Annotated in this window: 11 protein-coding genes; all 11 read right to left on the bottom strand. The window is 64.5% G+C overall.

Annotated features, from left to right (window positions below):
- Positions 1-58: 58 nt before the first annotated feature.
- The 11 genes from ACP7AX_RS00880 to ACP7AX_RS00830 all read right to left on the bottom strand — a co-directional run bounded on the left by ACP7AX_RS00880 (position 59) and on the right by ACP7AX_RS00830 (position 13,482).
- Positions 59-580: a hypothetical protein gene (locus tag ACP7AX_RS00880; protein ID WP_426225020.1), complete on the bottom strand. Its 522-nt coding sequence runs from the start codon at positions 578-580 to the stop codon at positions 59-61.
- On the bottom strand, positions 577-1,809 hold the full coding sequence (locus ACP7AX_RS00875) for a serine/threonine-protein kinase (protein ID WP_426225019.1): 1,233 nt from the start codon (positions 1,807-1,809) through the stop codon (positions 577-579). Before ACP7AX_RS00875 ends, ACP7AX_RS00880 begins: the two co-directional genes overlap by 4 nt.
- Before the next feature lie 295 nt (positions 1,810-2,104).
- Positions 2,105-3,376, bottom strand: coding sequence for a hypothetical protein (locus tag ACP7AX_RS00870; protein WP_131682161.1), 1,272 nt, complete (start codon positions 3,374-3,376; stop codon positions 2,105-2,107).
- Between the two features lie 85 nt (positions 3,377-3,461).
- The gene (locus ACP7AX_RS00865; protein WP_426225018.1) at positions 3,462-4,391 is read right to left on the bottom strand and encodes a hypothetical protein; all 930 of its coding nucleotides are present in this window, start codon (positions 4,389-4,391) and stop codon (positions 3,462-3,464) included.
- A gap of 196 nt (positions 4,392-4,587) precedes the next feature.
- Positions 4,588-5,658 carry a Gfo/Idh/MocA family protein gene (locus ACP7AX_RS00860; RefSeq protein ID WP_426225017.1) on the bottom strand — a complete coding sequence of 357 codons (1,071 nt, stop codon included), beginning with the start codon at positions 5,656-5,658 and terminating at the stop codon, positions 4,588-4,590.
- Positions 5,659-5,706: 48 nt separating this feature from the next.
- Entirely contained in the window at positions 5,707-6,396 is a 690-nt protein-coding gene (locus tag ACP7AX_RS00855; RefSeq protein WP_426225016.1) for an ABC transporter ATP-binding protein, read from the bottom strand.
- Between the two features lie 2 nt (positions 6,397-6,398).
- A complete protein-coding gene (locus ACP7AX_RS00850; protein WP_426225015.1) occupies positions 6,399-7,862 on the bottom strand; it encodes an ABC transporter permease in 1,464 nt (487 codons plus the stop codon).
- Between the two features lie 263 nt (positions 7,863-8,125).
- Positions 8,126-9,223, bottom strand: a complete 1,098-nt coding sequence (locus ACP7AX_RS00845; protein ID WP_426225014.1) for a substrate-binding domain-containing protein — start codon at positions 9,221-9,223, stop codon at positions 8,126-8,128.
- A 49-nt stretch (positions 9,224-9,272) separates the two neighbouring features.
- A complete protein-coding gene (mmsB, locus tag ACP7AX_RS00840) occupies positions 9,273-10,559 on the bottom strand; it encodes a multiple monosaccharide ABC transporter permease (protein WP_131682155.1) in 1,287 nt (428 codons plus the stop codon).
- Positions 10,560-10,604: 45 nt separating this feature from the next.
- Positions 10,605-12,161, bottom strand: a complete 1,557-nt coding sequence (gene mmsA / locus ACP7AX_RS00835) for a multiple monosaccharide ABC transporter ATP-binding protein (RefSeq protein WP_108598786.1) — start codon at positions 12,159-12,161, stop codon at positions 10,605-10,607.
- Positions 12,162-12,291: 130 nt separating this feature from the next.
- Positions 12,292-13,482, bottom strand: a complete 1,191-nt coding sequence (locus ACP7AX_RS00830; protein WP_426225013.1) for an ROK family transcriptional regulator — start codon at positions 13,480-13,482, stop codon at positions 12,292-12,294.
- Positions 13,483-13,534 lie beyond the last annotated feature (52 nt).

The raw sequence follows: 13,534 nt of genomic DNA, 5'->3' as shown, positions 1-13,534 counted from the left end.
CACCGGAAGGGAGCGCCGCCGTCGTACTTGGCTGGCGCTCCCTTTCCTGGTTCAGCCCTCAGTCGTCTTTGTCCTTGCCTTTGCCTTCGTTGCCTTTGCCCTCGTTGCCGTTATCCGCGGGAGCTGGTGCGGGGGCTGGGGCCGGCACCACTGGCGCGGCGCTTTGCTGGGCGGCTTTCGCCGCGGCGTCCGCATCTGCCTTGGTTTTCTCCTCCGCTGCCTTTGCTTCCGCTGCTGCTTTTGCGGCGGCATCGATGGCCGCGTTGAGATCCGCCCGGACGGCGGTGATGACAGTCATGACGGTCCGGCGGCGTTCCTCGGAAACCTGGCCGTTGTCTGCTGCCGCCGAAAGCTCTGTTTCCAGGCTGTCCAACGCCGTGAGTGCGGCAGCATGATCATTGGCCGCTGCTGCCTGGCTCACTCCCAGTACCCGTTCCTGAAGCTGCCTGGCAGCGTCCCGCTGCAGCCCTGTCTCCGCCGGAGCGCAGCTGGCGAGTGAAGCAGCCAGCACCACTGCGGCGGCAGCCTGCATCAGTCCGCGCGCCAAAGAGCGCCGGCGGTTGAGCCCTACTACTGTCACGGTTCAACGCTCTTCTGTAGTTCTTGGAGGTGGTCGCCCAAGGTCCCGGTGACGGTGGGGTAAGGCACGACGTCGGGGCTCTGCTGTGGGGAAAGGCCCACCGTGAGCACTGCTGCGCCGGCCGCCAGGGCAAGGAACGTCAGTATTGCCACCAGCCACAGCCGCCTGCGGCGTTTCACGCGCTGAAGCCACGTCTCTCCGCCGATCAGGGGTGAACGTCCAGAGTCACTGATCCGCTCCACACCGTTTGGGACGCCGTTGTCACCGTCCGCCAGGGAAAGGGCGGGGGAGGGCAACTCAGAGGTAATGGTCGGCGGCCGGAACGGCATGGCCGGGAGCACCCGCGTGGGCTCCGGCGTAAGTTCGCCGGGCGTGGACGCCGGTGAGACCAGGGCCTGACGCAGCACCGTCTCAATGTCCGGTGCTGACGGACGTTCCAATGGCTCAATTGCGGTCATGGAGCGGATCAAGCCCGCCCATTCCGAGGGGAGATCCTCGGGGATTTCGGGCGCGCGGTGCAGCCTGGCCACGGCGGATTCAACGGCGCTGCCGGGGTATTCAATGGTCTGCTTGATGCACTCGAGCAGGACCAGCCCGAACGAATAGATGTCAGTGGCAGGTGTGAGCGGCGAGCCCATGGCCTGCTCCGGGCTGAGGTAGGCCGCGGTCCCCACCATGGTTCCAGTGGCCGTCAGGCGTGTTCCGTCAACGATCCGGGCAATGCCGAAGTCAGTAAGTTTTGGCCGGAGCGGCTCGCCCGGGCGGATCTGAACCAGCAGGATGTTGCCGGGCTTGATGTCGCGGTGGATGACCCCGAGGCTGTGGACATATGCCAGGGCGTCGGCGATTCCGGCCCCGATGACTGCCAGTTCGTCCAGCGGGACGGGGCTGTGCCTGATGCGGCTCCGCAGGTCCTGCCCGTCCACCAGTTCCATGGTCAGGAAGGGGCGGGGCTCACCGGGGATTCGGGTGTCAATGCCGGCATCGAAGAGCGTCACCAGGCTGGGATGGTTCAAGGTTGCCAGCAGCTGGATTTCAGCTTCCTGCCGCTTGAGTTCATCCGCGTCAGGGGCCTGGGGAGCGAAGAGCTTCAGCGCCACGTCCCGGCCCAGATTCTCGTCCCGTGCACAATAGACCGACGACATCCCGCCGCGGCCGATAACCTCACCGAGCCGGTAACGTCCGCCGATCACTTCATTCTTGATGGAGCTAGGCGATTCCGCCACCATGACCGTTCCTCCCGGTGCGCTGCGGCACTGTAATACCCCAAATTATACGGGCGAGTAAGTGCCTCTGCTGACCTGCCGCTGGAGGTTAGGTACCCAATTTGCGGCCGGCTAACGTAGCCCTGGCCATCTCCCTCCGCGGCTGCCCGCTCACACCGACGGCCCGGCTGAGAAGTCTTCAGGACCTGCTCAGCCGGACCTTCGGCCACAAGGTTGAGTGCTGTTAGTTGTGTTCTCCGGTATTCCACCTCCTTTCAGGAACGCTCACTGGTGCCGGCGAACGGCTGGCCTGTGTTGGCTAGGAGATCCTGCGCTTCCGGAGCATCAGCAGGCCTGCGATCACGAGAAGCAGGGCGAGCGGGACGAAAGTAAGATCGACTCCAGTCTTCGCCAGGGTGTTGGTGCCGCCCTGACCTGTGGTGCTGCTGCCCATCGCGCTGCCGGTTGTTCCGGCCGCCGGTACCGAGCCGGTGATGTTGCCGGCCGGGACAACGGTGATGCCGGTCGTCGTCGTGCCCGTAGATCCTGTGGTGCCCGCCGTATCGGTGCCGGTGCCGGTGCCCGTTCCCGGGTCCGTGGAGTCAGTGCCCGGGGCGTCCGTGCCCGGGGTGTCCGTGCCGCCGGTGGTGCCGGTTCCCGGGTCAGTGGTGTCCGTGCCGGGCGTCTCGGTGCCCGGGTTTTCAGTGCCGGGAGTCGTGCCGCCGTCAGTGCCGCCGCCGATGATTACCGCTGCATCGAGATCAGCAGCTGCGTCACCAAGAACTCCGGTATTACCCAGGCCCAGGTCGACGACAACGACCGCTTCGAGGCCATCACCAGTGCCCGTACCGGGGTTGGTTCCATTCGTGCCCAGGCCCAGGTCGATAGCAGCGATGACGTCGGCGGTGGTTCCGTTGCCGTCTGTGCTGCCGAGAACGCCGTTGCCGCCGCCGAGGTTGACGTCTACTACAGCGACGACGTCGGCAGCGGTGTTGGCAGCGCCGGTTCCGTTAAGTACGCCATCCCCAAGTCCGAGGTTGACGTCTACTACAGCTGCAACATCGGCGGTGGTTCCGCTGCCGTCTGTGTTGCCGAGCAGGCCGTCGCCGAGTCCGAGTCCGAGGTTGATGTCAGCGGCGGCTGCAACATCGGCGGTGGTTCCGCTGCCGCCTGTGTTGCTGAGCAGGCCGTCCCCGAGACCGAGGTTGACGTCCACTACTGCGACGACGTCGGTAGCGGTGTTGCCCGTGCCGGTTCCGGTAAGTACGCCGTCCCCGAGACCGAGGTTGATGTCAGCGGCGGCCGCAACGTCAGCGGTGGTTCCGTTGCCGTCTGTGTTGCCGAGCAGGCCGTCCCCGAGACCGAGGTTGACGTCCACCACGGCGACGACATCCGCTACTGCAGACGGCGTTGGGTCACCCAGCAGGCCCAACGACGTTGCGTCAGCGGATGTCGCCGCCGAGACCAGGGCGGTTGCGGAAAGATCCGGTCCGCTGGTGTTGTCCGCAGCACTTGCTGCGGTGGCGCCGAAGGCAAGGAGCCCGCCGGCAAAGAGGGTGCTGAGCAGCCCCCTGCGAAGGTTGCAGTTCATGGTTTTCTCCTGAGAAGTTGATTTGGGACGCAAAACAGCGCCTTGAGGCCGTGTTCTGCCCATCAAAAGGGGCAGGGGGGCTCAACTAGTCAGGAGAAGAACCGGGGTCGAACGACACCGGTGAAGGGGAATGCTTGGGTGACGCGCTGATCGGGGAGGTTCCCGGCAGCAGAAGGTCTATGCCGAATTCCGACATCCATGCCGCCGCGCTTGCGGGGCCCGTCGGCGAAGCGCCGCTCCCTGCGCCCGAGGCAGGAGCTGCGGGCACCGGGGCCAACGGCGTTGAAGGATCCCCCGTCAGAGGGCTTTCCGGGGCAGCTGAACGGATGGCCGCGCTTGTTATCGACGGAGCCAGCGCTGTTGCCGCCAGGCCGGACTGCGGCCGGACGGAAGTGTTCATTGTGCCGGGGTCTGCTGGATCCGGGACAGCAGCGGACGCCAGTGCGGCACTACCTGCCGAGGGCTCGCCGGTAGCGGCATTGCCGTCTGCAGGCAGTTGGGTCAGCCCATCAGGCTGGGCAACCGGCAGTTGCGGAACAGTACCGCCTGTCAGCTCCACCACGGGCCGCAGCACAGGTTCAAGGACCGGCAGGGCCTCAGTGAGCGGAGGGGCGACAGTATCGACGAGGGCCGCAGCAGTGGAATCAGCCGCGACGGCAACGGGGACGGCCAGAGCCGAGACCGTGTCCGCCGGAACCACCTGATTCATTACTGGCACGGCGGCCACGAGCTGATCAGCTGTGCCGGCAACGGTTCCCACCAGGGGCTCCAGGAGCCCGGCGGCGCTGGATGGCGACACGGCGGGAGAAACGGCTGCCTGGAGCGGCGCAACAGCGCCAGTCAGGGGAGCCGCAAGTGACGAGACGGAAGATGTCAGCCCGCCCAGAAGTGAGCCGGACTCAGTGGATGAGTCTGCCACCGCAGCAGGGGAAGAAAGCGTCAGCCAGGCCACAGATGCAACACCTGCGAAGAGGAAGGGCCGGAGCGCACGCCATGGCGAACGAGCTTTAGCCATACGTACCACCCCCAGTGCCGTTGAAACGGACGATTTCTACAGCGTATGACCTTTGCATGCGACGCGTCTACGGAAATGGGAAAATAAACCCAGCAAACTTACTAATTAATTTTACCGGCTCGTCGATAATCGACCTCAGCGCGACAGCCCTGTTTACCACCGGTGTCACCGGCGCATCAAGGCTAAAAGCGCGACTTTAGTGCGCGTCATTCGGGTAGCTGACGCCCAGCTGGCCCCGGACCCCGTCGAAAAGCCGCATCGTCTTGATCGAGTCCTCCAAGGGCATGACCGGGCTTTCGGTGAGGCCCTGCTGGATGCAGCGGGTCACTTCGCGGAGCTCGTAGGTGTAGCCGCGGCCGACGACGTCGAACGGCTCGGTGCGCAGCTCGCCCAGGCCGATGCCCACCACCAGTTCCCGCGGGTTGTTGATGGAACCCAGACTCTGCAGGTACCCCAGACTTCCGGCCACTGTCGCAGTGCGGGGGCCGTGGGCGAGGAGGGAGGAGGTCAGTTGGGCCTGGGCGCCGTGGTTGTAACCGAGAGTCAAGGCATTCTGGGAATCGACGCCGTCGTCGTTGATAAAACCGGTGGCACTGACGGTCTGCGGGAATCCCAACGTTCCAACCGCCCACAGCAGCGGGTACACCGTGATGTCCAGGAGGGCTCCGCCGCCGTCCTGGCGGGCCCACAGCCTGGAGGTGGGGGAGTAGGGGGCGGGGAAGCCCAGATCGGCGGTTACCCAGTGCACATCGCCCAGTTCACCGGAGGCCGCAATTTCAAAGGCCCGCTGCATGGACGGCAGGAACCGGCTCCACACGGCCTCCATCAGGAAGAGCTTTTGTTCCCGGGCCACCGCCACGAGCTCGCTGGCTTCCCTGGCATTGATGGTGAAGGCCTTTTCGCACAGGACGTGCTTGCCGGCGTTGAGCGCGGCAAGCACGATCTGGTGGTGCTGGGCGTGCGGCGTGGCAACGTAGACCACGTCCACGGCTTCATCGGCAAGGAGCCGCTGGTAGCCGTGGACGCCGTCGTCGTCCCAGTAAGACCTGCCGAAACCGTAGGCGGCGGCGAAACTCTCCGCCGTGTCCTGGCCCCGCGAACTGACTGCATAGAGCTCGGCGTCGGCGAGCAGCGCCAGGTCCTGCGACACCGACCGGGCGATCCCGCCCGTGGCGATGACACCCCAGCGCAACGTTCGTCCGGTGGCGGACTGCGGATCCTGATCGGACTGGCTGGACAACCACGGCGTGGCAATTAGCGCGCTCATGGTGCCCATCCTCTCACCCTGACCAGTGCCGACGTCGGATCAGGGCCCTCAGACCATGGCCCGGGCAGGTTCCTCCGTGAGTTTGCCCTGCTGGAGCCGGAACCGGCGGTCCGTCTTGTTGGCAAGCGCCCTGTCGTGCGTGACCACCAGGATGGTGGTGTGGTGGTCACGGCTGAGCGCGCTCAGGAGCTCGATGATGTGGTCACCGGTCTGCTCGTCCAGGTTTCCCGTAGGCTCATCGGCCAGGATCAGCTTGGGCTCGTTGGCCAGTGCCCGTGCGATCGCCACGCGCTGCTGCTCGCCGCCGGAGAGGCGGTTGATGCGCCGGACCTGCTTGTCCGGGTCCAGCTGCACCTGCGCCAGAAGGTCCCTGGCCCGCTCCAGCCGCTGCGCCTTGCGCATGCCGGCGAACTCCATCGGCAGCATCACGTTGTCCACGGCGGACAGGTTGGGGATCAGGTTAAACTGCTGGAACACGAAGCCGATGTCCCGGCGGCGGTACTCGGTCAGCTTGCCGTCCGGCATACCGGCCAGGCTGACGCCGTTGACGACGACGTCTCCGCTGGTGGGTTTGTCCAGCGCACCCAGGAGGGACAACAGGGTGCTCTTGCCGCTGCCGCTTTTGCCCACGATGGAGGCCAGCGTACCCTGCTCCAGGACGAAGCTGACATCGTTGACGGGCTTGATGGTGCGGTCACCGGAGTTGAACGTGCGGACCAGGTTCTTGACTTCAATCATGGCTATTCTCCTCGGAGGACTTCGATGGGGCGGATGCGGGCTGTAAGCAGCGCGGGGACGAGCGCGCCGATGATGGCCACGCCAAACACCGCGGCGATTCCGGCGGCGATGACACCGGGGGAGGCGCTCGCGGTGACTGAGGTCAGCAGCTGGGAGGCGCCGCCGAGCGGCCCCCCGGAGGGAAGACCAGCGCCGCTCGGAAACCCTGCGCCGCCCGGCATTCCGGCGCCGCCGGCCGCACCGGCCATGGCCGCCCCGCGCCCGGTGGTGGCCGCCGTCGTGGTGGTGTTGGTGCTGATCAGTGCCGAGGCGATGCCGCCGCTGGCGAAGGAGGCGACGGCGGCACCCACGGCGCTGCCCATGGCCACCAGGACCAGCGCTTCGAGGACGAACTGCAGTCCGATGGTGCGGTTGGGGGCGCCGATGGCCTTCAGCACGCCGATTTCGCGGCGGCGTTCGCGGACCAGCATCACCATGATCAGGAGGATGATGAGTCCGGCGGTGCCAAGGGCTGCCACGAAGGCGATGAAGGAGATGTTCTTGACGCTGCCGAGCGAACTGACGGCGCTTTCCAGATTCTGGCCCTGGGTGACGTCGGCTTTGTCGGTGCCGAGGGCTGTTTCCAGCGCGGCCTTGGCTGACTGAACGTTCTCCATGCTGTCCACTGTGACGATCATGGTGGACAGTTCATCCGGGAGTTCCGCGAGGGTCTGTGCCGTTGGGAGCGTCACGTAGAGGGCGTTGTTGCCGAACGTGGTGCCCGAATCGAACAGGCCGGACACGGTGTAGGTCTGATCATCGACGGTGAAGGTGGAGCCGACGGACAGCCCGTTCTTCTCGGCCAGCGTGGTGCCCAGCAGGGCGTCGGTGGAGGCTGCCGTGTAGTCGCCCAGGCCGGTGCCCTCGGTGATGGTCAGGGCCTTGCCCGTGGTGTCCACCTCGGCTCCGATTCCGGTTGCGGTGATCGGGAGCGAGCGGGCGGGCTGTGTGGTGGTGCCTGTGGCGCCGTTCGCGGCTTGGTTGCGGCCGCCCAGCGTTCCGGCGTCGACGGCGGCGGTGAGGCTGGTGGTCAGCGTTGCGGCGGATGTGCCGCCGGGTCCGCCCTGGCCGCCGCCGGGACCTGCCTGGGTACCGGCCGCAGTCTGTGCTGCGGCCTCCGCGGCGTTCCGCAGCCGGAGCGAGGTGGTCCCGACGACGGAGCTCACGTTGGGAACGGCGGCTGCGGTTGCTGCCTGCCCGGTGGTCAGCGGTTCGCCGCCGCCTTCAAATCCCTGGCCGCCGGCCGGGTTGACGGTCAGGACCGTGCCCACGGAGGAATTCAGCTCCTGGACTTTGGCCCCCACGGCCTGGTTGGCCACCAGCATGGCGAGGGCAAGGCCGATCGCGACGGCCAGGACTGCCACCACCGCTGCCGTTCGCACTTTGTTTCTGAAGGCATTGCCAACACTTCGGGCAAGGACGCTCACAGTACTCCTAGGTTTCCGGGCCGGCAGAAGGCCAGCGACTGCTCCTACCCTCGCGGCACTCGCTGTGCGGGAAAGCGGCTGGAGCTGTGATTGGCCTGTGAAACCGGCGCTTGGAGTGCAAGAGCGTTCCGTAATTTGCTGCAGGGAGTGAGAGAGCGTGGGGAAAAACGTTGCAGGAAGTGAGAGAGCGTTGGAAACGGCAGAATGCCCCGGCTCCTGTGCGGAGCCGGGGCATTCTGTAGAGCACTCTGTTTGAGCAGGTACTACTTGGTGATCGGGCCGAGTACCGGATCGTCCACGTAGGCCGTCTTCACGTTGGCGGCCGTGACGATGACCGGTTCCAGCAGGTAGGCCGGAACGGTCTTCACCGTGTTGTTGTAGGACTTGTCGTCGTTGATCTCAGGCGTCTTGCCTGCCTGGAGGTCCTTGACCATCACGATCGCATGCTCAACGAGCTTGCGGGTGTCCTTGTTGATGGTGGAGTACTGCTCGCCGGCCATGATGGACTTCACGGACTCAACCTCTGAGTCCTGGCCGGTGATGACCGGGAGCGGCTTGCCGGCAGCCTTGACGGAGGTCAGGACAGCGCGGGCCAGGGTGTCGTTCGGGGACAGGACGCCGTCCAGGGACTCCGTGCCGTAGCTGCCGGTGAGCAGCGTGTCAGCGCGGCGCTGGGCGTTTTCTGCCTTCCAGCCCTGGGTAACAGCCTGTTCGAAGCTGGTCTGGCCCGAGACAACCTTGAGCGTTCCATCATCGATCTTCGGCTTCAGGATGCTCATGGCGCCGTCGAAGAAGACCTTCGCGTTGGCGTCATCGGGGGAGCCTGCGAACAGTTCGATGTTGTACGGTCCGGTAGCCTTCTTGGCCTTCATGCCTTCGAGAAGCGCTTCGCCCTGCAGCACGCCCACCTTGAAGTTGTCGTAGGCCACGTAGTAGTCCACGTTCTCGGTGTTCAGCAGCAGCCGGTCGTAGGCGATGATCGTGGCGCCGGAGTCCTTGGCCTGCTTCAGCTGGGTACCCAGCTGGGCGCCGTCGATGGCACCGACGATGATGACCTTGGCGCCCTTGGTGATCATGGCGCTGATCTGGTTCTGCTGTTCAGACACGCCGCCGTTGGCGAACTGCACATCCGGCTTGAAGCCGGCACCGGAGAGCCCGTCGTTGAACAGCTTTTCTGCCAGGACCCAGTTCTCACTGGTCTTCTGGGGGAGTGCGACGCCGATGGAGGAGTTTTGTTCGAAGCCTGCAGCTCCGGTTCCGCCACCGGTAGTGCCGGGCTCGGCGCGGCCGCAGGCCGTCAGCGCCAATGCCGCGATAGCAGCAACAGCTGCAGCCTTTCCTGCTTTACCAATCATGCGCATTGTTGGGTTCTCTTTCTTTGGGGGGTTGTGAATCGGAGGGTCTCTGCGTTCAGGCTTCCCGGGCGATTGTTTCCTTGGTGGAGGTGACTTCGTCAGGCTGGTTGGGGTTGCTTGGCCCGCTGCCGGAGGGGCGGTTGAAGTTGCGGGTCAGCAGGCCGATGATCGACTTCTTGCCCTGCGTCTTGTTGTAGACATCGAACGCGACGGCGATCAGGAGGACCAGGCCCTTGATGATCTGCGTGAGGTCGGCGCCGACGCCGAGCAGCTGGAGGCCGTTGTTCAGGACTGCCATCACCAGGCCACCGATGATGGAGCCGATGACCGTGCCCACACCGCCGGTCACCGCGGCGCCGCCGATAAAGACTGCCGCAATTGCATCCAGTTCCCAGCCCACGCCGTCGAACGGTCCCGAAGCTGTGGAACGGCCAACGAAGATCATGCCTGCCAGGCCGGCCAGGATGGACATGTTCATCATGACCAGGAAGTTGACCTTCTTGGACTGGACGCCGGACAGCTCTGCCGCGTGGCGGTTGCCACCCACTGCGTAGATGTGGCGGCCAACAACGGTCTTGGAGGAGATGAATCCGTAGATCAGGACCAGGACCGCCAGGATCAGGCCGGGGATGGGGAAGGATGTGCCGGGCCGGCCGGTTGCGAACAGGTACGTGGCGTAAAGGATGGCGCCGCAGATGAGGACGAGCTTGAGGATGACAACCCAGGTTTCGGGGACTTCGGCGCCAAGGGCGATGGCCGTACGGCGGCGGCGGATCTCGGAGAAGATCACAAAGGCAACGGCGGCCAGGCCGATCAGCAGGGTCAGGTTGTTGTAGCCAAGGTTCGGTCCCACCTCGGGCAGGTATCCGGAGCCGAGGTACTGGAAGTCGCTGGGCACGGGGATGGTGTTGGACTTGCCGACGAACTGGTTGAAGCCGCGGAACAGCAGCATGCCGGCGAGCGTGACGATGAAGGCCGGAATGCCCACATAGGCCGTCCATAGCCCTTGCCACGCTCCGATCAGGGCGCCCAGGAGCAGGCCGAGCAGCACGCCTGCGTACCAGGGGATGCCCCAGTCCCGGATGGCCAGTGCAACGGTCACACCGACAAACGCGGCGACTGAGCCGACGGAGAGGTCGATGTGGCCGGCGATGATCACCAGCACCATGCCGATGGCCAGGATCAGGATGTAGGAGTTGCCGTTGAAGAGGTTGATCACGTTGCCCGGTGTGAGCGTGCGGCCCTCTGTGGTGATCTGGAAGAAGACGATCAGCGCAACGAGGGCGAAGATCATCCCGAATTGGCGGGTGTTGCCGCCAAAGAGCTTCTTGAGCGCGTTCATTGTTTCAGTCCTTGTTTCTGGAAGGATCTGGAGGAATCCAGAGGGTCAGGCGGCTTTGCGGGAAGAAGTCATGAGTTTCATCAGGCTTTCCTGGCTCGCTTCCTCTTTGTCCAGGACACCGGTGATGGCGCCTTCGAAGATGGTGTAGATCCGGTCCGAAAGGCCCAGCAGTTCCGGCAGTTCCGAGGAGATCACAATGACGCCCTTGCCTTGGTTGGCGAGCTGCTGGATGATGCCGTAGATCTCGTACTTGGCCCCGACGTCGATGCCGCGGGTGGGCTCGTCCAGGATCAGCAGGTCCGGGTCAGTGAACATCCACTTGGCCAGGACCACCTTCTGCTGGTTTCCGCCCGAGAGCTTGGCCACGCCTTCCTCGACGGACGGCGTCTTGGTCCGCAGCGACTTCCGGTACTGCTCCGCGACCTTGAATTCCTCGTTGGTATCCACCACGCTGTTGTGGCTGATCTTCTTCAGGTTCGCGGACACCGTGGTGGTTTTGATGTCGTCCAGCAGGTTCAGTCCCAGGGACTTGCGGTCCTCGGTGACGTACCCAAGGCCGGCATCGATCGCGTGGCGGACGGACTTGAGGGTGATCTCCTTGCCGTCCTTATAGATGTGGCCGTTGATGAACCGGCCGTACGAGCGTCCGAAGACGGAGCGGGCCAGCTCGGTCCGGCCGGCGCCCATCAGGCCGGCAAAGCCCACGATTTCTCCGCGGCGGACGTAGAAGTTTGAGCCCTTGCACACCAGCCTGTCCTGGATGGCCGGGTGGCCAACAGTCCAATCCTTGACCTCAAAGAACACCTCGCCGATCTTCGGCGTGTGGTCCGGGAAGCGGGATTCGAGGGTGCGCCCCACCATGCCCTTGATGATCCGGTCCTCGTCGACTCCGTCGGCCTTAACATCCAGTGTCTCAATCGACTTGCCGTCGCGGATGATGGTGATCGAATCGGCGATCTGCTCAATCTCATTCAGCTTGTGGGAAATGATGATCGAGGTGATGCCCTTGCCTTTGAGGCCGAGGATCAGGTCCAGCAGGTGCTGCGAATCCGATTCGTTCAAGGCCGCAGTGGGCTCGTCCAGGATGAGGATTTTGACGGACTTGTTCAGCGCTTTCGCGATCTCCACCAGCTGCTGCTTGCCGACGCCGATTTCCTTGATGGGGGTGTCCGGGTCCTCCCGGAGGCCCACCCTGGCGAGCAGTTCGGTGGAGCGCATCCGGGCCTCAGCCCAGTCAATCACGCCGCGTTTGGTGGGCTCGTTGCCCAGGAAGATGTTCTCCATAATGGAGAGTTCCGGGATAAGTGCCAGCTCCTGGTGGATGATCACGATTCCGGCGTGTTCGCTGGCGCGGATGTCCCGGAACTGCTGGATCTGCCCCTGGTAGACGATATCGCCGTCGTAGCTGCCGTACGGGTACACGCCGGAAAGCACCTTCATCAGCGTGGACTTGCCGGCGCCGTTTTCGCCGCAGATGGCGTGGATTTCGCCGGCCTTGACGCGGAGGCTGACTTCCGAGAGTGCTTTGACGCCGGGAAACTCCTTGGTGATGGAGCGCATCTCCAGGATGACCGGGTCGGTGTGCGTGGTGTGGGACGTCATTTGCCCTTACGCCTCCAATGATGACTTCTTTGTCCGCCCAGCAAAGTGCGGGGGCGTCTGATGAAAAAGTAAACTTGATCACACGGGTTGTCGTCAAGTCTTGAACGCAATTGCCGGATAACAACTTGGACTACGTGCGCCGGATCCCGGCGTGTTGGAAGACCAGGGCGGCTGCTCCCAGTGCCTCGGCGCGGTCCCCCAGCGAGGACATTGTCAGGGTGGTGGTCTCCCCGATCACCGGCACGGCATGCCGGATGAGTCCCCGCCGGATGGGGTCCAGAAGCAGGTTTCCCAGGCCCGCAAGGGGTCCGCCCACCACAATGACTTCAGGGTTGATCAGGTTGGCTACGTTGCCCAGCGCACGGCCCACCGCCAGGCCCGCATCATCGACCACCCGCAGCGTTGCCGAGTCGCGGGCGAGGGCCTTGGCAACGATGTCCGCGGGGGTGAGCGGCCGGTCCTCGCCCCGGCTGAGGAGCTCGATCATGGTGGTGGTGGAGGCAATGGTTTCGAGGCAGCCGCGGTTGCCGCAGCGGCACACCAGGCCCTGCTCGTGGATGGTGGCGTGGCCGATTTCGCCGGTGATTCCGACATGGCCGTAATAGGGTGCGCCGTTCAGGATCAGGCCTGCGCCGATGCCCGAGCCGATCTTGAGGAACATGAGGTTGCTGACACCGGTATGTGGTCCCCAGGTGACCTCGGACCAGGCGCCCAGGTTGGCGTCGTTGTCAACAAATACGGGCATTTGGAGGGTGTCCTCGAGATGCTGGAGGATGTTGATGCCCACCCACTCGGGGAGGATGGCGCCCTGCGCGACAGTCCCTGTGCGGCGGTCGATGGGGCCGGGAATTCCGACGCCGGCACCCACCACAGCGGTCCGTTCCACAGCGTTGTCGGCCAGCAGTTTATCCAGAAGCACCACCGCGGCCTGGATGCCCTCCTCGGACTGATGCCCAAGCGGGAGCAGCACGGATTCCTCGGCGATCACGTGGTAGCTCAGGGAGGCCAGCACTACGCGCAGATGCCGCCGGCCAAAGTCGATTCCCACAGCCACGGCACCGTTGCTGTTGAGGCGGACATTGAGGGCCCGGCGGCCCGAGCTGGTGATCGGTTCGGTGGATGCCAGGCCCGCGTCCTGCATGACTTTGACGATGTTGGAGACCGTGGCGGTGGACAGGCCGGTCTGGCGCGCAAGCTCGGCCTGTGTGGAGGGGCCGCTCATCAGGGTCTCGATGATCCGCTGCTGGTTCAGTTGCCTGAGGGCGGACTGGGATCCCGGATTTTTCGGCTTGCTCCTCGTCGAGCGCGGTGTGGCGGACATGAAAAGAAGATTGCCCTATATTGACTCATGTAGTCAAGAAGTTAACGCAACA

It is taken from the genome of Pseudarthrobacter sp. DSP2-3-2b1, assembly GCF_049895945.1.
Classification (GTDB): domain Bacteria; phylum Actinomycetota; class Actinomycetes; order Actinomycetales; family Micrococcaceae; genus Arthrobacter.
The sequence above is the reverse complement of the archived record's forward strand: the minus strand, read 5'-3'. Positions and strand labels throughout refer to the sequence as shown.

Excerpts from the sequence above, each read along its gene's own strand:
- ACP7AX_RS00875 (WP_426225019.1), bottom strand. The coding sequence starts at position 1,809 with ATGGTGGCGGAATCGCCTAGCTCCATCAAGAATGAAGTGATCGGCGGA.
- ACP7AX_RS00855 (WP_426225016.1), bottom strand. The coding sequence starts at position 6,396 with ATGATTGAAGTCAAGAACCTGGTCCGCACGTTCAACTCCGGTGACCGC.
- ACP7AX_RS00860 (WP_426225017.1), bottom strand. The coding sequence starts at position 5,658 with ATGAGCGCGCTAATTGCCACGCCGTGGTTGTCCAGCCAGTCCGATCAG.
- ACP7AX_RS00830 (WP_426225013.1), bottom strand. The coding sequence starts at position 13,482 with ATGTCCGCCACACCGCGCTCGACGAGGAGCAAGCCGAAAAATCCGGGA.
- ACP7AX_RS00870 (WP_131682161.1), bottom strand. The coding sequence starts at position 3,376 with ATGAACTGCAACCTTCGCAGGGGGCTGCTCAGCACCCTCTTTGCCGGC.
- ACP7AX_RS00845 (WP_426225014.1), bottom strand. The coding sequence starts at position 9,223 with ATGCGCATGATTGGTAAAGCAGGAAAGGCTGCAGCTGTTGCTGCTATC.
- mmsB (WP_131682155.1), bottom strand. The coding sequence starts at position 10,559 with ATGAACGCGCTCAAGAAGCTCTTTGGCGGCAACACCCGCCAATTCGGG.
- ACP7AX_RS00865 (WP_426225018.1), bottom strand. The coding sequence starts at position 4,391 with ATGGCTAAAGCTCGTTCGCCATGGCGTGCGCTCCGGCCCTTCCTCTTC.
- mmsA (WP_108598786.1), bottom strand. The coding sequence starts at position 12,161 with ATGACGTCCCACACCACGCACACCGACCCGGTCATCCTGGAGATGCGC.